The following is a 19,796-nucleotide window of genomic DNA, read 5'->3' on the forward strand; positions in this document are numbered from 1 at the left end:
ATGATGAAATTAGAAATCTGCAAAAAAGAATATGAGTCGGTTGGGTTGAGCACTCAAAAGTACAAAAAACTAATATCGGCCATGGAAGAAATTGGAAATAAAAATTTTTTTGAAAGCCCTTTTGAAGAAAAAGAATTAAGAAAAATGGCGGAAATTATATCGGATGCTACAGATGGGAAAGCCGATGTGGAAAAAATCATGGATGAAGGGGATGTTGTAGAGATTGTAATTGCTTTTAATAGGATTCAAGCCGATGTAAATATCCGTTGGGGAAAAGCCATTGAAGCGATGAAATCTGATTTTTTTACTGGAGCCGAAGGGCAGGAATCGTCAGCGCAAACAAGCTAAGACAATATTTCAAATCGGATGGCAGAGAAGATTTGATGATTTTCTTTGGAGAAATGCCAGAAGATCTTTATACATACTTCTGTGAGAAACTATTTATCCAGGAAATATTAAAACAAATTTATGCATTGAACTATGAGTATTCTTTGATATTTGAAGAAAAAGTAGAAAAGAAAGAAAGTAAGTTTAAAAAGATTCTACAGGATATGGGGATTTACCCAGAAAAACAGGAAGAAGAGCCGAAAAATATACAGGTTAGCAATATCGACGCTTTTGTCTCGCTATCAATCCGGTTACTAAATAATAGCTACGCGGATGCGATGCGGTGTGATTATCTGAATATGGTTGAAGCCGTCATTTTTGACGCAAAACAACGGAAAAATAACGAATGGGGAGGTGATTGATTTGGCCAGTGCTGTTTTGAAAATTGGAATGGACATTAAGGATTATAATCAGGCAGCGAAAGAATTGCTGGCCGAACAACGCCTCATCAATTCGGAACTAAAAGCCAGTGAGACAGTGGCAAAGGCCAGCGGGAACGCCTTTGATTCCTTAAAGGCAAAACAAGATGCCCTAACCAAGAAGGTACAGGTTGGGAACCAGCAGGTCACAAATCAAAAGAATTTGATGGCCACGCTAAACCAGACGCTGGAAAAGCAAAAACAAAGGCAAACGGATCTTGCTCAGTCGGTACAAGCGGCGACGATGGCCCACACGGCGGCGGTGAATGCCTATGGTGCGGACAGCAAAGCGGCAAAAGAGCTGGAAGAGAATCTGATAAAGCTTGAAAAGCAGCAAAAGTCCAATGCAAATGCCATTGAAACAACCAATAATAAGCTGACAACGGCCACAACGAATCTAAACAAGTATACGGCTGAGGTAACCGAAAACGAAACGGCCCTGAAGAATTTCAAGGTTGATGCCATGGCAAATGGATTAGATACCATTGGACAGAAGGCACAGAGTGTTGGAAATACGCTGACAACGCATTTAACGGTTCCGATTGTAGCTGCCGGGGCGGCGGCTGGGAAAGCAGCCATTGATTATGAGGATGCCTTCGCCGGGGTGCGAAAGACGGTAGGTGGCACAGAAGAGCAGCTTAAGAAGCTTTCTGATGGAATTCTGGCACTGTCGGAGCGGATGCCAGAGTCTGCAACTGAAATAGCGGGTGTTGCTGAGGCTGCCGGACAGCTCGGAATTAAGACAGAAAGTATCCTCAGTTTTACCGAAACAATGGTGAAGCTTGGAGATACAACGAATCTAACCAGCGAAGAAGCAGCAACGGCCCTCGCCAGGGTAGCAAATGTCACGCAAATGAGCCAGGATAATTTTGACAGACTTGGATCATCTGTCGTTGCCTTGGGGAATAATTACGCAACGACAGAAGCTGAGATTGTCAATATGGGTCAAAATCTGGCGGCTGCAGGATACCAGGTGGGAATGTCGGAGGCTGATATCATGGCCCTGGCGGCAGCCATGTCCAGTGTTGGGATTGAGGCTGAAGCCGGCGGAACGGCCATGTCTAAGTTGATGATCGAGATTCAGCTGGCAACAGAACAGGGCGGAGAAAGCCTGAATCAGTTTGCAACGGTAGCTGGCATGAGTGCCGATGATTTTAGCACAGCATTTAAAGATAATGCGGCAAAGGCAATCACGGCATTTGTCACCGGACTGAACGATACAGAGCGCACCGGGAAATCTGCCATTGCTACACTAGATGAGATGGGAATCAGCGAAGTACGGATGCGCAATGCTATTTTGAGTCTTTCAAGCAGTGGCGATTTGCTAAACAATACGCTGGCAACATCTGAAGGTGCCTGGGAAAGCAATACGGCCCTACAAGACGAAGCAGCGAAACGATACGAAACGACAGCGTCTAAACTAAAGATACTTTGGAATCAAGCAGTGGAGGTTGCCATTAAATTGGGCGATGAAATGCTGCCAGTTTTCGAAGATGCTATCGATGCGGCTGAGGGTATTATTGAATGGTTCGGAAGCCTGACCGATGAGCAAAAGAAGGCGGTTGTCCAATTTGGAGCTACCGCTGCCGCAGCTGGGCCTGTGATTTCTGCATTTGGGAAGATGTCATCTGGGATCGGTGGGATTGTAAAGCAATTTGGTAGTGGTGGGATTGTTACTAAGATTGGTAGCTTTACAACAAAATTAACAGGAATGGGAACAGCCGCGACTGGAAGCGGAACCGCTTTGGCGTCCACGTCGGCAGGATTAGCTGGAATGGCCGCAGCCGCAATACCAGTAACAATCGGAGTGGGAACGCTTATAGCCTTATTTGCTACACAAAAACAAATCAACGATGAAGCGACGCAAGCGGTAAAAGCAACAACTGACAAAATAACAGAATTAAAAAAAGCAAATGATGATGTTTCTTCGGCGATAACAAATTCAAACACCGCGGCATCAACACAGGTTTCGAGCATCGCGGGGAGCGCACAAGCCGCAAGAGATATGGTTGGAGAATTATCCAATCTAATAACAGCAGAAGGTGAAACTGAGACGGGCAAAGGGAAAATTCTTGCGCTTGTTGAAAAATTAAATGAGACAATACCAGGACTAAATCTAAATTATGATAACACAACGAATTCCCTGAGTAATACCAATGATGAGATATTGGAAAACATCGGTAATCTCACTAAACAAGCAACAACGGCAGCTTATACGAAAATGCTCAATGAGGCATATTCTGGTCAAGCTGACGTTATCCGACAATTAAGCGAAACAGGAACAGAACTAACAAGTGTTCAAGGTCAAATCACGCAGAAACAGAAAGAGTTAACGGAATATGGTGTCAATGAAGGGCATCAATACATGGTAACTAAAGGCGAGATTGACAAATTAAAAGAAAAAGAAAAAGAGCTTGCTGGTTCAAAGGATGAGCTAAAACAAAAGTATGAAGAATCCAATAAATCCATTGAATATGCACAAGGCGTAATCGACGGAACAATCGATCCGTTAAAAGAGCTTGAACAAGCAAACAAAAATGCTGCAGATGCTGTTGATGCAACTGGAACGGCGACCGATTCTGCGGCTCAGAAGCTTGAAACAAACGGAAAGAATGGGGCAGATGCCTATAAAGCGCCGTTCTTAGACACACAGTCATTCTTGACAGCAGGAACTGGAGCTGCTTTAGCAACAATTGATGGTGTATCGACAAAATCCGAGGAATACAACACTTCCGGTGTAAAGCATGCCGGTGAGTACATAAGCGGGTTTTTTAAAAATCTTTTCCCCGCGTTTGAAAGCGGATCTAAAATAGCTGGAATGGGAAATGCTGGAATTCAAAGTCAGAGTGGAGAATTTGAAAAAAGTGGAGCGAGTGAGGGTGTATCATACTCAATGTCACTTGGGAATCAATCCGGAACAGCTGGTGCGGCCGGCCAATCAATTGGCGGAGCAGCAAACAACGGGTTACTTGCATGGATGCAATCTTTTGGAAACGTTGGGAATCAATCCGCGAGTGGTTATGTTGGTGGTGTAGCAAATCAAGGAAGCAACGCAAATGTAGCGGGTAATCAAATTGGGTCACGAGCAACAAGCGGGGCTGCATCATGGCAGGGTTCGTTGCTTAATGCCGGAACAACTGGTGGCATTAAATTCGCAGATGGCATTGGAGGAACAGCCGGGGAAAGTCAAAGACAGGCAAGCTATGCGGCGAGCATGGGAAACCAGGGATTTATTGATGGAATTGGCGCATGGACAATTGTTGATAACATCAAAGCGGCAGCAGAAGCAATCTGGAAAGGATTTTGCGAAAAACTCGGGATCAATTCGCCGTCAACACTATTTTATGACGCCGCTGGATATTGTTTACAAGGTTTTGCCAATAATTTTACAGCAGATAACTGGATGTCTATTGCAAAAGCGGGTGCCCAAGCTGTCTATAATGCGTTTTCTGGTGGCGGATTGTCCGTCCAGGGGCTCTTCGAGGCTCTTGGGAGCAACATGGCTGGGGTCGGTGCATTTGGAGATTTTCTGAGAGATAAACTGGGGTTAGACCCATCAGGACTGATGGGGACAATCAATCAAATCCTGTTCCCGTCGAGCGGTTCATCCGGATCTGGGACCTATATTGGGTCCGGAGGATTGCAATGGCCATCCGACACATCCGCAATTACGGATTACTTCGGAGGTCGTGAATCACCTGGAGGAATCGGCAGTACTTGGCATGAGGGCGTGGATATCGGAGCACCATACGGTAGCCCGATTTATGCCGCCGGATCTGGAGGCGTGACAACGGCCGGATGGTATGGTGGATACGGAAATGCCGTTAAGATTGACCACGGAAATGGACTGGCCACGCTATATGGCCATATGTCTGAGGTGTTGACATCTGTTGGATCTACCGTAAGAACAGGTGAAACTGTAGGGCTTGTGGGGAGCACAGGAAACAGTACCGGGCCACATATCCATTTTTCAGTTTTGGTCAACGGTGATCAGGTCGATCCGATGAGTTACTTTGGGTTTGCTGTTGGCACACGATCTCTTCCTTACACTATGCCAATTCTGGCACACCAGAATGAGCTGATTGTGCCAGCATATGAAAACCCATACAGAAACTCAGGTGGGTCTATTATTGAGCCTATCCGGGAACGGATGGAGGCTGAGGTTATGCAGATTGTGGCTAATGCACTTGGTGGTGCAGGGAATGGAAAGTATGAAATCCATAATCATTTTGGAGCGAACATGAACGAGTATGAAACAACGAGACAGCAAGAAAACATGCTGAGAAGGTTGTGGAATCAAAGAAGTTAAAGGAGGTGCTCATGCAAAAGGTTATGTTTAAAAATACAAAAGGGCATAGCGTTATATTTGATCGAACGCCGCCTTTCAAATTTGGATATATAAACGGTATTGCACGAACAGGAGCAACGGCAGTAACATCCAGTGTCTATGATGGGGATGGAGAAGAGTATGACCATTCTGAGCTTGAAAAGAAGCAGATCGAGCTTGGGGTTATTATTTCAACGGAAACCATGGAACAGCTACTCCGAGCGAGAGAAGAGTTGATTGAACTAATCAATCCATCAAATGGTGAAGGGGAATTGACCTATTGGTTAGATGGTGAATGGGTGAAAGCCAGGGTGGTTGCCGATGGGATACCCGACATGCCAGTTAAACGGAAACGAACCGTTTATGAAGCGGAAATTATATTTCTCATGCATGACCCTAAGTTTTACAAGGAATCACAAAGCAAGGGATTCTCGACAACGCAGGGAGGTCTGCACTTTCCACTTGTGATTCCGTCGGAAGTAGGTGTTGATTTGGGATATCGCGTTATCAATGTAGTGCAGACAATAAACAATGAAGGTCATAAACCGTGCGGAATCCAAATAAAAATAAAAGCAGCTGGAATCGTGATTAATCCGACAATCACCAATATAACGAACAACCAAGTGTTCCGTTTTTCCTCTTATACGATGTCGGCCGGAGAGACAATCATCATCAATAATACAACAGAGATGGATTGTAGGATAAATTCTATAAAGGGGGATGTGGAAGAAGATATCATTAACGATTTTGATATCACATCTAAATTTATAAAACTGGATGTCGGAGAAAACACTTTAAAATATAGTGCAGATGTAGGGGAGGAACAAATGGAGGTATCGATTGATTTTACACCGAGGTATTTAGGAATATGATGCTTACAATTTTCAACGAAGAAATGCAGATAATCGGGATGATTGGCCAATTTAAATCATTGACACGGACAAAACGTTTCTATGCTCCAGGAGACATTAAACTTTATGTACAGGCAACAAAAAAAAACAGTGATCTACTTAAATCAAAGAAAAGGATCCATGTAGAGGGTACGAACGAGATTTACATCATAGAAACAGCCAGAATGGAAAAGCAAGAGAAGGGATTGGAATATATCCAGGTCAATGGCCGAAGCGCGGAATGCTTAATTGAGCGAAGAATTTGCTGGGAACGAATCAAAGAAACAAAAATCACCTATGAAGATTTAATGCGAAAAATCGTTAACGATAATTGCGTTAATCCGGCAGACAGCAAAAGAAAGATACCCGGATTATACATGGGAGAACGAAAGGGGTATTCAGAAATACTGGATATCCAGAAAAGCTTTGGTAATGCCTTGAATGCCATTATGGAAAATGCAGAAGAAGGAGAACTAGGATTTCGGTGTCGATTTGATCCGAAAACAAGAATGCTTTATTTTGAAGTGTTAAGGGGTATTGACCGAACAGATTCACAGAGCACTAATAAAAAAGCGGTTTTTTCCAGAGACTTGATGAATGTCGTTGAGCAAAATTATACAGATACAATCAGAGATTATGCAAACTGTGCGTTAATCGGTGGTCAAGGCCAGGACGATGAAAGAATTATGACAGAAATAGGAACAGAACTCAGCGGATTACAACGGTTTGAAATATTCGTAGATGCCAACGACATATCCAAGAAAAAAGATGATAATACCGAAATGAGCGATGCAGACTATAAGAAATTATTAAAACAGCGGGGAATGGCAAAGTTATCAGAAAAAAAACGGGTACAAACTTTGGATGGAACATATCGGGTAAACGGTAAAGTTTACGATGTGGATTGCGGAGACATTGTGACAGTATACGATGAGAAATGGTCGGTGTATATGGACACGCAAATAACAGAGATTGCAACGACATGTGAAAAAGGAGCACCGATTAAGAAAAGTATCACATTCGGAAAAAAGGCAGCACAGCCACTGGATGAACTGGAAAAACTGAAGAAAGGACGGTAATAAATGGCTGAGAACAGTTTTATATTTACGAGCAATGCAATACAGAAAGATGACGGTACAATCCAATATGACCGAGCTGTTAATGCTGAAGAAATCAGGATGATGGTTGGGAGTATTATAGGAAATGGCGTTCTGGCATCGTCTAGTAGCAATCTCAAGGTGCACAAATCCAATGGTTCGAATATGAAGGTGGCGGTAAAACCTGGATTGGCCTGGATTAATGGTGCGTTTTATTATAATGAAGCATCGAAGGAATTTACACTGGATACCGGAGATGGTGTTAACCCAAGGATTGATACTGTGGTGCTGAGATTATCTCTCACAAACAGAGCTATTAATGTGTTGATAACAAAAGGAACACCGTCGGAATCTCCGAGCGCGGAAACACCGACGCGAAATACAGATACGCATGATTTGGTATTGGCACAGATCTATATACCAAAAGGCGCAACAAGTATATCTGAATCAAATATTACAGATATGCGATTTGACAAGAATCAATGTGGAATTGTGACGGGCGCTATTGATCAAATCGATACCACTGATTTATTTACACAATTCAATGCAGCATTCAATGTATGGTTCAACCAAGCCAAAGGAACACTAACGGAAGACGCCGCAGGAAATCTTCTGAATTTATACAATGCATTAAAAGAAAGTACGGATAACATCATTGCGGAACTGGACCAAAAAATCGACTTACACGTCCAATCTGTTGTCAACGAAAAGGATATGCTTAAACAAATCATCCGCGTGCGAATGTCCGGAGATATTGTCAGGGGATGGAACAAAGACGGAATTATTGATAGCATTCCATTCAGGGATACACATCGCGGAGGCATGAAAAAAACAGATTGGGGTGAACTGCTGAGCGATGGGAAGGTGAGAATCGATAAAGATGGTGAATATTTTGTTGGATTGATCGCCCATATATCCGATTGTCCAGGATCCCAAGGGACCTTCCACGTGGGTGTGACGGAGACAAAATCAAGCCTGATCGTTGCTGAGAATTATGTTCATACCTCAACGTATAATTCCATGCATATTTGTAGCGGTACCCCGTCAAATCGGTTCAGGTTCTATGCTGGAGATGTTATTAAAGCATTTATCGTTCCACCAAATGGTAGTGGGGGATATCGACTAGATAAAAAACAAACAACGTTAACGGTTGAACCGCTTTGGTTCGACTAGAAAGGAGGTACCCATGGAACTCATTGACAGCGGCCCATACATCAACGTCAGAAAGCGCACCATTTGCGGATTGTCCGAAATGCGGGAAATCGTGGTTGAGGGGGATAACCTGTCCCAGATGATCACCTTTACCATGCCGGATGATTTTGACGGAGAGGACGTTTTACAGAAAAATGTCTGGGTTAAATATATTAATGCGGACAACTTTGGGGACAAGGTAGCTGCGGAAGAAAAAAGGCGGGATACCGTGACAGAAGAAATTATAGGAGAGGATGGCGAAGTCCTCTTTCGTCCAGGGGATAAGGTTGTCCGCTTCGGCTGGGTGGTGGATAGCCAAGTAACGCAAAAGGCTGGGAAAGTCCAAATTGCCGTGGAGATAACGGGACTAAACTATAAATGGTCCACCATGCCAGCGACGCTAACGGTAGAGGAAACAGTAGATATTTCAGACACCATCATGGTTCCGGAAATTAAATGGCTTGAAGCCTACGAAAAGCAGCTGGAATACTTGGTGGATGTTTATCGGCAGCAACTCCGGTTGGATTATCTGGGGTACATCGCTGCTATTGGCGAAAAATGTGCCGGATGCCGTATCACAGAAGATGGCATTGTCACCGGATCATTCCCGGCGGCGGCCACTGCGGCGATGCCGATGATGGCCACCTTCAGCCTGTCAGCTGATGGCGATGGCGAAAGCATGGAAGCGGATGCCACTGGTACATTGCCGGATATTGCAACTATTGTAGGAACCGGGGCATCCTCCATGGTTAACCGGAACGAAGCCTACGTGGCAGCTATGGAAGGTATCTTGACGGCTGAAAACCAAATGACGGGAACCTACCCCGATGCCGCCACGGTCAGCGCAGCAGTAGAAGCCGCCCTGGTAAGCAGTGGAACCGCAAAAACAGAAGCCGCAACAGCGGACCCGACATCTGAAGAAAACCCAACGGAGGAATAGAATGGCAGATTTTACAATGACCCTGGCTGATGCTGGGAAAACATCCTTGGCCGCCTATCTGGCGAAGAAAATAAAGAAGGTGGAGTATCAGGCCGGCGGAACGTGGAGAACGGCGCAAAAGCCGGAAATCACCGTATCCGGGTCGACGGTGATGGTGAAGTGTGACACGGATATCACCGGTGCCTATCCGTCGGGGACGACGGTTACAGCGGTTCGTTTATCGGACAAATCCGGGAACATATTCGTGACCGGAACGGGAAGCGTGGTGGTGGACAAGGCCAGGACCAATCTGTACCTGTCCGTTACCATGCAGTGGTAGGAAAAGGAGGTTAATATGGATTTAAATTATCTTATTTTTAAGAATCAAATTAAAGATTCCGGCGGGGTGATTGTCGAAGCGGGTACGCCGCAAAATGCCCAGAATTTTAATCATGGACGCCAGGAAACCCTGGCGGCGGCCATCCTTGCGGCCAGCAATGCCGTGTATGCGCATTGGCGGCAGCAGGACGCGGAAAACAGCGAGGTGGTGGAGTGCACATCCAGCACCGCCTTAACGGCCGGGACGGCAGCAACCATCGCCATCCCGAAGGTGCGTAACCACACCGGATATCTGCCAGTCATCGCCATCACGACGGCATCCGCGGCCGTCGCCATCAAAATAAGCGATAAGCAGCTCAACGGATTTAAATTAACAGCTGTTGGTGGTGATGCTACGGTATCCGTTGGCGTGCGCGGAGGGATGTGGTAGCCATGGCCAACGTGATTATAAAATCAGAGGACCGGAAGGCCAGAGAATCCGCAACGCTCAGCCAGTTCGGAGTCAACCCTGGACGGGCCACAGCCCAGCAGCGGGAATGGGCTGACAGCATCAATGGGCGCACGGCAGAATTTGAGCGCAAGATAAAAGCGCAGAAATAGGGGGAATAATGATGATTGTAAATGAAAAAAATACCGGAACCAAGATTGATTATGCAACTAACGGGAATTACCTGGTATTGGGTGCGGACGATGACCTGATGCTGAATCTATCGAAGTATGAGCGGGAGACGGAAAAGCAGATTGACATCACCCGGGATATGGATGGAATGCTGCTCATCGGTACCGGGCAGACCAGCTACTTTGTGGCCCAGGTCACCATCCCAGCAAAGGACGGGACCTTTAATATCGACCGCTGCACCCTGGACCTGTGGAGTATCGAGGTTCCCATCAATGAGGAACAAGCCGCGCCTGAAAATGAGGTGGCCTAATGGGCGCTTTTGACGAACTAAGCATTGCGGTAGACAGCCTGTCTAAAGGCAGGAATAAGGTTATCCTGGTGGATGATGCCATGGGCATCCAATACCCGTCCATCTTTGTCCGGTTCGACAAGGGGAAAATCAAAGACGTGGTCAATGGCAGCACTAACGAAGCCATCCACCCCGCCTTTTTAGTGGGAAGTGCCGAAAAAGACGCCTTTTGGATGGGGAAATACCTTGGGAAGGTAGTCAATGGCCATATGCTGTCCCTGCCACTCCAGGATCCATCTACCGGACAAAATGTATCTGGCGGGTTGAACTTTAATCAAGCGTTGCAATACTGTGTTAACAACGGCGATGGCCATCACCTGGCCACACAGGCCGAATATGCCTGGATGGCCTTGCAGTGCCGCGAAAGCGGATTTATGCCCCGGGGGAATAACTCCTACGGAAAAGACTATTCGAAGCAATATGAAAAAGGCGCGGTAACGTATAAATACACGTCTGGAGAAACACTCTATGATGGCCGAACCGCTACCGGATCCGGGCCAATCAGCTGGAACCACGACAACACCGAAGCTGGCGTGTGTGATCTTAACGGAAATGTCTATGAATGGCAGGCAGGATACCGCACAATGGACGGAGAAATCCAGGTGCTGACAAATAACAACGCCGCCATCAACGCGGATGGCCTGGTGGCTGATGTGAGCCCAACCAGTGCGGAATGGAAGGCTATCCTGCCGGATGGAAGCTTAGTAACGCCGGGGACAGCCGGGACACTGAAATTTGATTACCTGGCAGACCCAGGAACGGCAAGTGCATCCAAAACATTCCAGCTGGTATCCACACTGGCATACCAGCAAACAGTGGAAGCACCATACGGTTCCATGAGCTTTGCATCTCTGGCTGCAGCGTCTGGGGTAACTGTCCCGGAAATCTTAAAGGCCCTGGCCATTATGCCAGCTCAAAACAGCGGATACGGAGACGATTATGTCTATGTGCGCAATATCGGTGAACGCGTCCCGTTCCGCGGCGGCCACTGGAACTACGCTTCCAACGCCGGGGTGTTCAACGCGGATGGCTACTACCCGCGGTCTAATTCGAGCAGCAGCGTCGGGGCCCGTCCGGCTTTTATTGAACAAGGCTGACCAGGGTCAGCCGCAGTGATGGAACCATGAGGGGTGCGCGGTAGCGCATCCCCAAGGAGTGACGATGACTGAATCACGGACATTACAAAAGATAAAGGACATGATCGCCTACGCCAACAAGGCACTGCTCCACTTTCCGAAGATTGAGCGTGGCGGGATGGTGCAGGAAATCAAACAATCGATGTACCACCTACTGAGACTGTGCATCCAGTGCGACCAGAAATTTTACAAAAAGAATACCCTGCAAGAAATGAGCACAGAAAAAGAGTATATCCAATCGCTCATCGGCATTGCGGCAAATCGTGATCACAAATACCTGGATATGAAAAAGTATGAAATCTGGTCCAACTATTTGGTAGAAATCGGAAAATTAATTGGCGCGCGGATGAGGGCAGAATCAAAGAAATCCTGAATCATGGAATGCGCCAAAGGTCAGGCTGCCATTAAAGATTGGCGTCCCGTTCCGCGGCGGCAACTGGAACAACACTTCCAACGCCGGGGTGTTCAACGCGAATGGCAACAACCCGCGGTCTAATTCGAACAACAACATCGGGGCCCGTCCGGCTCTACCCTCAATTTTTTTGCCAAAAGCCTGCCGGTTACGGCTTGCAGGATAGTACGAGAGGGCAAAGGGGCAGCATGACCTGCCGGCGGCGTATACCACGCGCCGCCGCAAATATTATTGGCACAAGGAGGTGTCATGGAAAAAATAAAAGAAATCTATCCGGCCATTGTTGATTTTGAGAATCTATACCTGTCCAGCCAATCGGCACAAAAGGATAAACGATATCGCAAGGATGTGTTGGAGTTTAACGCGCATTTAGAAGAAAATCTGATTCAAATCCAAAACGAGCTCATTTGGAAAGAGTACAAGGTGGGGGCGTACCGGGAACGCTATATTTACGAGCCTAAAAAGCGGCTGATTATGGCGCTGCCCTATCGGGACAGAGTGGTCCAATGGGCTATATATCGCCAGGTCATGCCAATTGTGGACAAGACGTTTTATCGGCATTCCTACGCCTGCAGGCCAAACAAAGGGAGCTATGCGGCCATTGACACCATGGCGCAGTGGATAAGGGCGGTTAAGGGGAAAGGCTGGTACTACGGAAAATTTGATATTAGCAAATTTTTCCACCGAGTAGACCACACGGTAATGATGTGGGACCTCGCAAACCGCATCGAGGACAAAGACCTCCTTTGGCTGTACGACTGTATCATCAATAGCAGGGACACACCATTTGGATTGCCAGAGGGTATGAGCGCCGATGGGTGTGCCGCCACCGATCGTTTATTTGACGTTGGCATGCCAATTGGAAACCTCAGCAGCCAAACGGGAGGAAATATGTACCTGGATAACCTGGATGGTTACATCACCGGGGAGCTGGGATACACAGATGACGAGGCCCTGAGCATGGCGGCAGAAGCAAAGGCAAAGGAGGCCGCCGGCATTGACCGGATGCAATCCCGGCTGGATGCCAATATCCTGTTGGGGATGTGCGACGGCGCTTATATCCGGTACATGGACGACGGCGTCATCATTGGAAAAAGCAAGAAAGACATTTGGCGGGATTTAGAAGCCATAAGGGTATACAGCAAGGAAGTGCTACGCCTGGACCTTAACAGTAAAACAATGGTCGGTCGATGCGATAACGGCGTCGATTGGCTAGGCTGCCATGTGGATGCCGAGGAAGTCCGAATCAAACGACAAGGCAGAAATCGGATGATTAAAAAGCTCAATTTCCGACGGCAGCAATTTGCAGATGGAAAAATATCAAAAGACAAATTGGATGAAACGGAGAATAGCTATCGGGCCAGACTTAAAAAGCTGGGATGCGATGGGCTGCTCAAAAGACTTAATTTGTAAAGCAGAAAGGACTTGGTGAATGAATGACCTTATTATTTTTGACCAAATTGTAAAAATTGCTGGGAGCATCGTAACTATATCGGCGGCGCTGGCTATCTGCGTAAAGCCGATTAGAGTGAAAGTAATCAACAAGCTAACCAGGGATGATGCCGCCCGGGCAGGGATATGCGCATTGCTCAGAAAGCAGATTATCGACGCCTGTGACAAGGCGAGAGAGCAAAATGGCCTGATCCTGTACGAGCGAGAAAACATCCATGATATGTTTGACCAGTATGAATCTTTGGGTGGAAACCATGGGATTAAGGATATTGTAGAAGAAGCTACAGAGCTTCCAACGATTGTTATAGGGAAGGAGAGGAAACGTGAATAAGAAAGTAGAATTTAAGCGGGAAGGTCTGTTGTTTTCCAAGGCATTGGTGGTTATATCCTTTGGGTTTTTCCTCTGGGTGATTTGGACGCTTTTATCCATCCCGCTGGAATCAACCATTACCGGAAGTGTGGTTACGATGTACGCCACGATGATTACGGCGTCAGGTGCCATGTGCGTCACGTCGATGGTGTGGTATTTAAAAAAGACACACTTGTCCTATACCTCAAAGGTCCAGGCTGATTGCTATAAGCTCATAACATGGTACGACTACTGCTACAGCAAAGCAATGATGCAGCTGAAGCATGACCTCAAATTGACGGATGTAGAGGTGGCAAGTGTTACAAATAATGCCAGATCTAAAACATTGGCAAACGGTGGATTCAACGCCATCAATGATACACTGAAAACAGCCATGTCCGAAGGGACGGCCAGTATCAAAAAAGAAACCTTATAGGAGGAACTCAAAATGAAAATGATGTATTTTACCTTTGACCAAATGACCGGGACAATCTCTACAATCCTAGCCATAATTGCGGTGCTGGTGGTGCTTACCAATATTATCGCCCAGGTCATCAAGCAAATTTATACGGCAGAGGGTGTACCGGCTCAGATTGTCGTCGCCGTGGTGGCCATTATTTTAACCATTGTAGCGATGGTAGTTACACTGATCACGCTTAAGCAGGTCATTTATTGGTACTACTGGCCAGTTTCGATTATTGCTGGATTAATTGTGGCATACGGCGCAATGTTTGGATATGACAACCTGTATCATGAGATTATGCAGGCATTTAAGCCTGTTGAAAAGAATAAGGAGGATAATAAAAATGAGTGATTTGGTATTGCTAGGACAGCAACACAGCAACAATTTTATTGACAGAAAAACCGTAGAGGATGGCGTTCCAGGCGACGACACCAGAGCGCAGGGAATTGCGTGCGTACAGCATGCATGCAATTTAGATTATAACCTGAGCATTCCAGTTGATGGAGACTGGCAAGGACTATCGGAAGGGGCTTTTGCAGGACACTACGTCTGTGAAGGTGAAACCCAATATTTGGTTACGGCTCTGGAAATCTTGATGTTCCTCAATGATATCGATCCGGGCGGAGTAGAGTGCCCTGGGCAGTTTGGACAAGGTCTTGGCAACGCAACAGAGCTGTGGCAATCGAGCCGAGGTCTGACGGTTGATCGCATTGCCGGCCGGCAGGTGTTTTACACGCTCATGGGACTGGACCCAAATATTTATTATGGTGGGGGGGGATCTTCTGGCGGAGGTAGCTGTGAGGGATATGATGCAAACAACCTGCCAAACTTTGGACCGGATGAATTTAAGTGCACCTGTGGGTGCGGTGGCGATATCAAAGATGAGCTCAAATGTAAGATCCAAGCAGTGCGTGATGAGCTGTCAGCGTACCTTGGACGTGATGCTCAGATCGTGGTGACCAGCGGATTTAGGTGCCCGCCAGAAAATGCGCGCCAGGGTGGCGTACCTGATAGTCTCCACCAATATGGTGAGGCCTGCGATGTCTATACACCGGGAATGAGCGATGCCATGGTGGACACAATCGTTCAGGTGGCACACAATCATGATCTCAAGTGTGGCACATACTATGCCAGTCAATTTGTTCACCTGCAACTTGGCGGGTCTGATTTTAGTGGAGATTAATTAAAGAAAAAAATAAAGCCCAAGGCAATAAAGCAAAGGACTTTTCATTGTAAAAATATTTAATTTGGCCATTTCAAAGACTTGCGATAATCTGAAATATCAATACAAAATGTTTTTTTGTGACTGAATGGTGGAGCCGGTGGGAGTCGAACCCACGTCCGAAAACAAATTCACTGAAGCTTCTCCGAGCGCAGCCATCGGATTAATCTTACTCCATGCACCTTCCGATGACCGAGGTGTTTGGAGCCAGCCTCTTAGTCGCTAAAGGGACGAGGCAATGCCCAATAGCGGTTCCCTGCTAGTTATGAACGCCAAGCTTACCAGCGCAGGTCTTGGTAAGGGGCGTGCGGCAATTAGGTGCCGCGGTTGAGTTCAGTTTGACTTAACTGCAATTAAGCAGCTAAAGCCATTCCGTAACTTCTGTTTTCTTTTGCGTTTATATTTAGTTGCCGTTTTTTACGATGTCCGACACATCGGCTCGCTACTCCAGCTTCACTATCCCCGTCGAAACCTTTACGGCCCCAGGAAATAATCATTGTTCTAGTAATGGTCGCGTATGCTGCGCTGCATACGGCGCTTGGCATCTTTTTCGGCTATGGTATGGCGCTTATCGTATAATTTTTTACCCTTTGCTAAAGCAAGCTCCAGCTTGACCTTACCTCTGGAAAAATATAAGGATAAGGGGACCAAGGTATAACCATCCCGTTGTTTTAAGCCAATCAGCTTGCGAATTTCAGATTTATGCAATAGCAGCTTTCTGGGACGCAGGGGGTCCTTATTGTAAATGTTTCCCTGTTCATATGGCGAAATATTCATTTGAAATACAAAAACCTCACCATCCCGAATATCAGCATAACTTTCCTTAAGGCTGACCTTACCCTGGCGCAGAGACTTAACCTCAGTACCAAATAGTGCGATACCACACTCATAGGTTTCTTCGATAAAGTAATCATGCCTCGCTTTTTTATTATTTGCAATATTTTTCTTTAACTCAGCCATCGGGACACCTCTACTAGAATGTTTTCAATTGTAACACACTTACCTTAAGGGTTCAAGACGTAAAAAAGGAATTCACATTCTGATTTATTGGCATTGAATTGCTTATTTTGGGGATGAATGCTTGTCTGTGCTGAGATTTGTGCTATAATATTAAAGTTAAATCAATCGTTAGTGTTGGGGAGGAATTATGGCGAAGTATTACAACAAAAGTGTATTAGTTTCAATTTTAAAGGAGAAGGCAGCCGTCCTGGGGCGGACTCCGATGCCAGAGGATATGGTAGATCCGGGGGCACAGGTTTTTCTGAATTACTTTAAGAAGTGGGATAAGGCGATTAAGGCAGCTGGGTTGAAGCAAAAAATGACAGTGGATAGAATCACTCCTCTCAATGATAAAGTCGAACCCGCTATTGAAGAAGTTGTGGCACCAAAAACCGCAGCCGTGGAAGTGGAAGATGTGACTCCCCAAAAGGATGCACCCAGTCAGCGGCGCTATTCAAAGTCCATTATCAGTAAAATGTTGGTGGAAGAGTTTAACCGCTTAGGGAAAAAACCAACGCGAAAAGAGATCGACGCCAATAAGGAACTACCCACTGTGGCAACTTGTTTGAAATATTTCGATACGACACGTATTGGTGATGTGTGGGAAGAAGTATTAAAGGATGAAGCATAAAAATCAGATTACAATTTTTGCGCCCATCGGGGCAGTGAAGGAGACACCAGAAGCACTGCAAATCGCGGTGACCATTCACGCCTTGAAGGGGGCTGGTGTCAATATCCGTTTGGTCAATTTTACCGATTCACCACAGGATTATTCAGAGAATATCGCTGTTGAGGAAGTTTTGCTTCGGGATGGCCCGGATGTTTTTCCGCTAACCATTGTTGATGGTGAAGTGTTTCAAAAGAAGGAATATCCTCATTATGGAGAACTCCTTGCATGGAGTGCCGGTGTTCCCCAAGTTTTATAAGTGAAGCTTACACAAGAAAGGGGCTGTCACATAGAGAAAAAACTATGTGACAGCCCCTTTTCATCATCCATATTAGTCTTCGAATTGAAAGGGAATCTGTGCAAAAACAGCCTCCATTTCGGGTTGCTCGGCGTGGAAAATCTTTAAAATTAAGCCATTTATACTTCCAATAATGGCTTGGCTGTCCACCGTTCCGTCGTTTGCGGGTTTGGCAGCGTAGAGCATACATAGCATTTCGTTTCGGGTGGTGCCTTTAATGTCTTTAAACAGGGTGTTGAGTATTTGCTTTTCTTCGGTACTTAAGTCCATGGATTGGTCCCTCTCTTTCATGTAGTGCCATTATACCGGAAGGGGTGGTTAAATTCAATCCTCTTCGAGCTGAAGTGCTAAATCTTCCCATTGTTGTATAATATTTTCGTTATCGGCCTTGAGTGCATGGTAATCATCGGTTATCTTTTGGGCATAAACCATATCATCGTAGAATGAAGGCTGACACATATCCGCTTCGTATGCTGCAATCCGTTGGTCGTTGGACTCCATCTGTTCTTCCAGCTGTGCCAGGGCCTTCTTTTGTCGGCGCCTTTCAGATTCGAGGGCCTTGGCCTGTTGACGTTCCTGCTTTCGACGGGTTTTATTTATCTGTGGGGCATGATTTTGTGCCAAGAGGGCCTCACGGTCGCTTTGGTTTTGCTTTGTCCTGGCGTAGTCATCGTAGTTACCGATGGTTTCCTCAATACCCTCGGGGGTGAGCTCGAAAATCCGATTGGCCACGCGGTTTAAAAAATAACGGTCGTGGGAGATAAAGAGCAAGGTTCCCTCATAGCCACAGAGAGCATCTTCCAGAATTTCCCGGGTGGACATATCAATATGATTGGTGGGCTCATCCATCAACAGAAAATTGGATTCAGAGACCATGAGTCGTGCCATGTTAAGCCGTGCTTTTTCACCACCGGATAAATCTCCGGAATGTTTAAAAACGGATTCTCCTGTGAAGAGGAAGGAGGCCAGGATATTGCGAATGTCTCCATCGGTTAAGTGGCTGTCAATGTCTCGGATGGCATCAATGAGGGTTTCATTGGGCGCCAGGAGGGCCTCGTCAGGCTCCTGGGCGTAGTATCCAGGATAAACCTTTCGTCCAAAAACAATCCGCCCGGAATCGGATTTGATTTGCTTCATGAGGATTTGGAACAAAGTTGTTTTACCAATGCCGTTTCTGCCGATGATGCCAATCCGATCACCTCGGTGGATTTCAAAACCAACATTCTTAAAGAGCTGGCGATCCCCAAAGGATTTTTCAAGACCCTCTACCATGAGGACATCATTGCCGCTGAGGACCTTAGGACTGAAGGAAAAATGGAGGCTGCGCCGGTCCTGTCGGCGCTCAATGGGGGTTATGCGCTCAATGGCTTTTTCCCGGCTGGCGGCACGGCGGCTGCTTTGGACCGAATTATAGTCCCTCAGGCGATCGACGATTTTTTGTTGGCGGGTAAGTTCCTTCATTTGTTTATTGTAGGCGGCATCCAGGGCACGGTCCCGTTTTGCCTTTTTATCAAGGTACTGGGTGTAGTTACCGGTATAGCTGACCATATGGGTGTTCTCGATTTCACAAATGCGTTTACAGACACGGTCCAGGAAAAAGCGATCATGGGAGACGATGATAAAGGCGTTTTTATAGTTATTCAGGAAGGACTCCAGCCAGTTAAGGGATTCAAAATCCAGGTAGTTCGTTGGTTCATCCAGAAGGAGAAGGTCCGGGGATTGAAGTAAAAGACATCCTAAAGCGATTCGGGTCTTTTCACCACCACTGAATGTTCCAAAGGCCTTTTCTAGATCCTTTAATTGAAAGCCAAGGCCGATGGTAACGCCACGGATACGGCTGTGGTATTCAAAGCCACCACGGTCGGCATATTGCTCCTGGAGCTCTGCCAGTTGGTGGACCAGTCGCTGCTGTTCTGTGGCCTGGGCGGTATCAATGCGTTGCTGGAGGCTTTGGATTTGGCCTTCCATTTCGATGAGGTCCTGAAAGGCTGCGGTAAAGATGGCTCCGACAGTCTCATGCTCAGATGCCTTGAATTCCTGGCTAAGGAGTCCAAGGGTCAGACCATTTTTTTTGTCAAGGGTCCCGGTATCATGATGACATTCGCCGGTGAGAAGCTTGAAGAAAGTGGATTTCCCACAGCCATTTCGGCCAATCAGGCCTAAATGCTCGGCATCATCGATTCGAAAGTCTAAGTTGTTAAAAATGCTATGGACACCATAGCTGAAAGATAATTCATTGATATTAATTAGCATAGTATTCC

23 protein-coding genes and 1 other RNA gene are annotated in these 19,796 nt (G+C 46.3%); 20 read left to right on the forward strand and 4 right to left on the reverse strand.

Features of this window, described 5'->3' with window-relative positions:
* Nucleotides 1-3 precede the first annotated feature (3 nt).
* The 18 genes from BLU30_RS01670 to BLU30_RS01750 all read left to right on the forward strand — a co-directional run bounded on the left by BLU30_RS01670 (nucleotide 4) and on the right by BLU30_RS01750 (nucleotide 15,532).
* Nucleotides 4-348, forward strand: a complete 345-nt coding sequence (locus BLU30_RS01670) for a hypothetical protein (protein ID WP_090242826.1) — start codon at nucleotides 4-6, stop codon at nucleotides 346-348.
* Nucleotides 349-383: 35 nt separating this feature from the next.
* Nucleotides 384-749, forward strand: coding sequence for a hypothetical protein (locus BLU30_RS01675; protein ID WP_090242828.1), 366 nt, complete (start codon nucleotides 384-386; stop codon nucleotides 747-749).
* A 1-nt stretch (nucleotide 750) separates the two neighbouring features.
* Nucleotides 751-5,115 carry a phage tail tape measure protein gene (locus BLU30_RS01680; protein ID WP_090242830.1) on the forward strand — a complete coding sequence of 1,455 codons (4,365 nt, stop codon included), beginning with the start codon at nucleotides 751-753 and terminating at the stop codon, nucleotides 5,113-5,115.
* Between the two features lie 11 nt (nucleotides 5,116-5,126).
* Nucleotides 5,127-6,005: a phage distal tail protein gene (locus tag BLU30_RS01685; RefSeq protein WP_090242831.1), complete on the forward strand. Its 879-nt coding sequence runs from the start codon at nucleotides 5,127-5,129 to the stop codon at nucleotides 6,003-6,005.
* Nucleotides 6,002-7,102, forward strand: coding sequence for a siphovirus ReqiPepy6 Gp37-like family protein (locus BLU30_RS01690; protein WP_090242834.1), 1,101 nt, complete (start codon nucleotides 6,002-6,004; stop codon nucleotides 7,100-7,102). The genes BLU30_RS01685 and BLU30_RS01690 overlap by 4 nt, the downstream gene beginning before the upstream one ends.
* Nucleotides 7,103-7,105: 3 nt before the next feature.
* Entirely contained in the window at nucleotides 7,106-8,293 is a 1,188-nt protein-coding gene (locus BLU30_RS01695; RefSeq protein ID WP_090242837.1) for a hypothetical protein, read from the forward strand.
* A gap of 13 nt (nucleotides 8,294-8,306) precedes the next feature.
* The gene (locus BLU30_RS01700; protein ID WP_090242839.1) at nucleotides 8,307-9,251 is read left to right on the forward strand and encodes a hypothetical protein; all 945 of its coding nucleotides are present in this window, start codon (nucleotides 8,307-8,309) and stop codon (nucleotides 9,249-9,251) included.
* Between the two features lies 1 nt (nucleotide 9,252).
* Nucleotides 9,253-9,570: a hypothetical protein gene (locus BLU30_RS01705; protein ID WP_090242841.1), complete on the forward strand. Its 318-nt coding sequence runs from the start codon at nucleotides 9,253-9,255 to the stop codon at nucleotides 9,568-9,570.
* 15 nt (nucleotides 9,571-9,585) lie between these two features.
* A complete protein-coding gene (locus tag BLU30_RS01710; protein WP_090242843.1) occupies nucleotides 9,586-9,999 on the forward strand; it encodes a hypothetical protein in 414 nt (137 codons plus the stop codon).
* A gap of 2 nt (nucleotides 10,000-10,001) precedes the next feature.
* Nucleotides 10,002-10,169, forward strand: coding sequence for a hypothetical protein (locus tag BLU30_RS14180; protein WP_176770795.1), 168 nt, complete (start codon nucleotides 10,002-10,004; stop codon nucleotides 10,167-10,169).
* Nucleotides 10,170-10,177: 8 nt separating this feature from the next.
* On the forward strand, nucleotides 10,178-10,498 hold the full coding sequence (locus BLU30_RS01715) for a hypothetical protein (RefSeq protein WP_143024189.1): 321 nt from the start codon (nucleotides 10,178-10,180) through the stop codon (nucleotides 10,496-10,498).
* Nucleotides 10,498-11,634 (forward strand): hypothetical protein, encoded by a 1,137-nt coding sequence (locus tag BLU30_RS01720; protein ID WP_090242847.1) that lies wholly within the window; start codon nucleotides 10,498-10,500, stop codon nucleotides 11,632-11,634. Before BLU30_RS01715 ends, BLU30_RS01720 begins: the two co-directional genes overlap by 1 nt.
* A 64-nt stretch (nucleotides 11,635-11,698) precedes the next feature.
* Entirely contained in the window at nucleotides 11,699-12,046 is a 348-nt protein-coding gene (locus BLU30_RS01725) for a four helix bundle protein (RefSeq protein ID WP_090242850.1), read from the forward strand.
* Nucleotides 12,047-12,334: 288 nt separating this feature from the next.
* Nucleotides 12,335-13,498 (forward strand): reverse transcriptase domain-containing protein, encoded by a 1,164-nt coding sequence (locus BLU30_RS01730; RefSeq protein WP_090242852.1) that lies wholly within the window; start codon nucleotides 12,335-12,337, stop codon nucleotides 13,496-13,498.
* 19 nt (nucleotides 13,499-13,517) lie between these two features.
* Complete coding sequence (locus tag BLU30_RS01735; protein ID WP_090242853.1) at nucleotides 13,518-13,868, forward strand: hypothetical protein; 351 nt, start codon at nucleotides 13,518-13,520, stop codon at nucleotides 13,866-13,868.
* Nucleotides 13,861-14,322: a hypothetical protein gene (locus BLU30_RS01740; protein WP_090242855.1), complete on the forward strand. Its 462-nt coding sequence runs from the start codon at nucleotides 13,861-13,863 to the stop codon at nucleotides 14,320-14,322. The genes BLU30_RS01735 and BLU30_RS01740 overlap by 8 nt, the downstream gene beginning before the upstream one ends.
* A 12-nt stretch (nucleotides 14,323-14,334) precedes the next feature.
* On the forward strand, nucleotides 14,335-14,700 hold the full coding sequence (locus BLU30_RS01745; RefSeq protein ID WP_090242857.1) for a hypothetical protein: 366 nt from the start codon (nucleotides 14,335-14,337) through the stop codon (nucleotides 14,698-14,700).
* Nucleotides 14,693-15,532: a YcbK family protein gene (locus BLU30_RS01750; RefSeq protein WP_176770796.1), complete on the forward strand. Its 840-nt coding sequence runs from the start codon at nucleotides 14,693-14,695 to the stop codon at nucleotides 15,530-15,532. The genes BLU30_RS01745 and BLU30_RS01750 overlap by 8 nt, the downstream gene beginning before the upstream one ends.
* A gap of 128 nt (nucleotides 15,533-15,660) precedes the next feature.
* On the opposite strand, the gene ssrA is transcribed toward BLU30_RS01750, so the two are convergent.
* Both ssrA and smpB read right to left on the reverse strand, forming a co-directional pair.
* Nucleotides 15,661-16,055, reverse strand: a transfer-messenger RNA (tmRNA) gene (gene ssrA, locus BLU30_RS01755).
* Nucleotides 16,056-16,072: 17 nt separating this feature from the next.
* Entirely contained in the window at nucleotides 16,073-16,531 is a 459-nt protein-coding gene (gene smpB, locus BLU30_RS01760; protein WP_090242862.1) for an SsrA-binding protein SmpB, read from the reverse strand.
* A gap of 187 nt (nucleotides 16,532-16,718) precedes the next feature.
* On the opposite strand from smpB, the gene BLU30_RS01765 reads away from it, so the two are divergent.
* Complete coding sequence (locus tag BLU30_RS01765; RefSeq protein WP_090242864.1) at nucleotides 16,719-17,201, forward strand: homing endonuclease associated repeat-containing protein; 483 nt, start codon at nucleotides 16,719-16,721, stop codon at nucleotides 17,199-17,201.
* Nucleotides 17,191-17,496, forward strand: a complete 306-nt coding sequence (locus BLU30_RS01770; RefSeq protein ID WP_090242866.1) for an arsenic metallochaperone ArsD family protein — start codon at nucleotides 17,191-17,193, stop codon at nucleotides 17,494-17,496. Before BLU30_RS01765 ends, BLU30_RS01770 begins: the two co-directional genes overlap by 11 nt.
* A gap of 72 nt (nucleotides 17,497-17,568) precedes the next feature.
* Here BLU30_RS01770 and BLU30_RS01775 read toward each other — a convergent pair whose 3' ends face one another.
* Complete coding sequence (locus BLU30_RS01775) at nucleotides 17,569-17,805, reverse strand: hypothetical protein (RefSeq protein ID WP_090242868.1); 237 nt, start codon at nucleotides 17,803-17,805, stop codon at nucleotides 17,569-17,571.
* Between the two features lie 54 nt (nucleotides 17,806-17,859).
* On the reverse strand, nucleotides 17,860-19,788 hold the full coding sequence (gene abc-f, locus BLU30_RS01780) for a ribosomal protection-like ABC-F family protein (protein ID WP_090242869.1): 1,929 nt from the start codon (nucleotides 19,786-19,788) through the stop codon (nucleotides 17,860-17,862).
* Nucleotides 19,789-19,796 lie beyond the last annotated feature (8 nt).

Source organism: Eubacterium barkeri, assembly GCF_900107125.1.
GTDB classification, from domain to species: domain Bacteria; phylum Bacillota; class Clostridia; order Eubacteriales; family Eubacteriaceae; genus Eubacterium_O; species Eubacterium_O barkeri.

Coding starts and splice junctions, on each gene's coding strand:
- BLU30_RS01715 (WP_143024189.1), top strand. CDS start 10,178: ATGATGATTGTAAATGAAAAAAATACCGGAACCAAGATTGATTATGCA.
- BLU30_RS01695 (WP_090242837.1), top strand. CDS start 7,106: ATGGCTGAGAACAGTTTTATATTTACGAGCAATGCAATACAGAAAGAT.
- BLU30_RS01750 (WP_176770796.1), top strand. CDS start 14,693: ATGAGTGATTTGGTATTGCTAGGACAGCAACACAGCAACAATTTTATT.
- abc-f (WP_090242869.1), bottom strand. CDS start 19,788: ATGCTAATTAATATCAATGAATTATCTTTCAGCTATGGTGTCCATAGC.
- smpB (WP_090242862.1), bottom strand. CDS start 16,531: ATGGCTGAGTTAAAGAAAAATATTGCAAATAATAAAAAAGCGAGGCAT.
- BLU30_RS01720 (WP_090242847.1), top strand. CDS start 10,498: ATGGGCGCTTTTGACGAACTAAGCATTGCGGTAGACAGCCTGTCTAAA.
- BLU30_RS14180 (WP_176770795.1), top strand. CDS start 10,002: ATGGCCAACGTGATTATAAAATCAGAGGACCGGAAGGCCAGAGAATCC.
- BLU30_RS01730 (WP_090242852.1), top strand. CDS start 12,335: ATGGAAAAAATAAAAGAAATCTATCCGGCCATTGTTGATTTTGAGAAT.
- BLU30_RS01765 (WP_090242864.1), top strand. CDS start 16,719: ATGGCGAAGTATTACAACAAAAGTGTATTAGTTTCAATTTTAAAGGAG.
- BLU30_RS01770 (WP_090242866.1), top strand. CDS start 17,191: ATGAAGCATAAAAATCAGATTACAATTTTTGCGCCCATCGGGGCAGTG.
- BLU30_RS01710 (WP_090242843.1), top strand. CDS start 9,586: ATGGATTTAAATTATCTTATTTTTAAGAATCAAATTAAAGATTCCGGC.
- BLU30_RS01675 (WP_090242828.1), top strand. CDS start 384: ATGATTTTCTTTGGAGAAATGCCAGAAGATCTTTATACATACTTCTGT.
- BLU30_RS01670 (WP_090242826.1), top strand. CDS start 4: ATGAAATTAGAAATCTGCAAAAAAGAATATGAGTCGGTTGGGTTGAGC.
- BLU30_RS01745 (WP_090242857.1), top strand. CDS start 14,335: ATGAAAATGATGTATTTTACCTTTGACCAAATGACCGGGACAATCTCT.
- BLU30_RS01690 (WP_090242834.1), top strand. CDS start 6,002: ATGATGCTTACAATTTTCAACGAAGAAATGCAGATAATCGGGATGATT.
- BLU30_RS01685 (WP_090242831.1), top strand. CDS start 5,127: ATGCAAAAGGTTATGTTTAAAAATACAAAAGGGCATAGCGTTATATTT.
- BLU30_RS01705 (WP_090242841.1), top strand. CDS start 9,253: ATGGCAGATTTTACAATGACCCTGGCTGATGCTGGGAAAACATCCTTG.
- BLU30_RS01725 (WP_090242850.1), top strand. CDS start 11,699: ATGACTGAATCACGGACATTACAAAAGATAAAGGACATGATCGCCTAC.
- BLU30_RS01700 (WP_090242839.1), top strand. CDS start 8,307: ATGGAACTCATTGACAGCGGCCCATACATCAACGTCAGAAAGCGCACC.
- BLU30_RS01735 (WP_090242853.1), top strand. CDS start 13,518: ATGAATGACCTTATTATTTTTGACCAAATTGTAAAAATTGCTGGGAGC.
- BLU30_RS01775 (WP_090242868.1), bottom strand. CDS start 17,805: ATGGACTTAAGTACCGAAGAAAAGCAAATACTCAACACCCTGTTTAAA.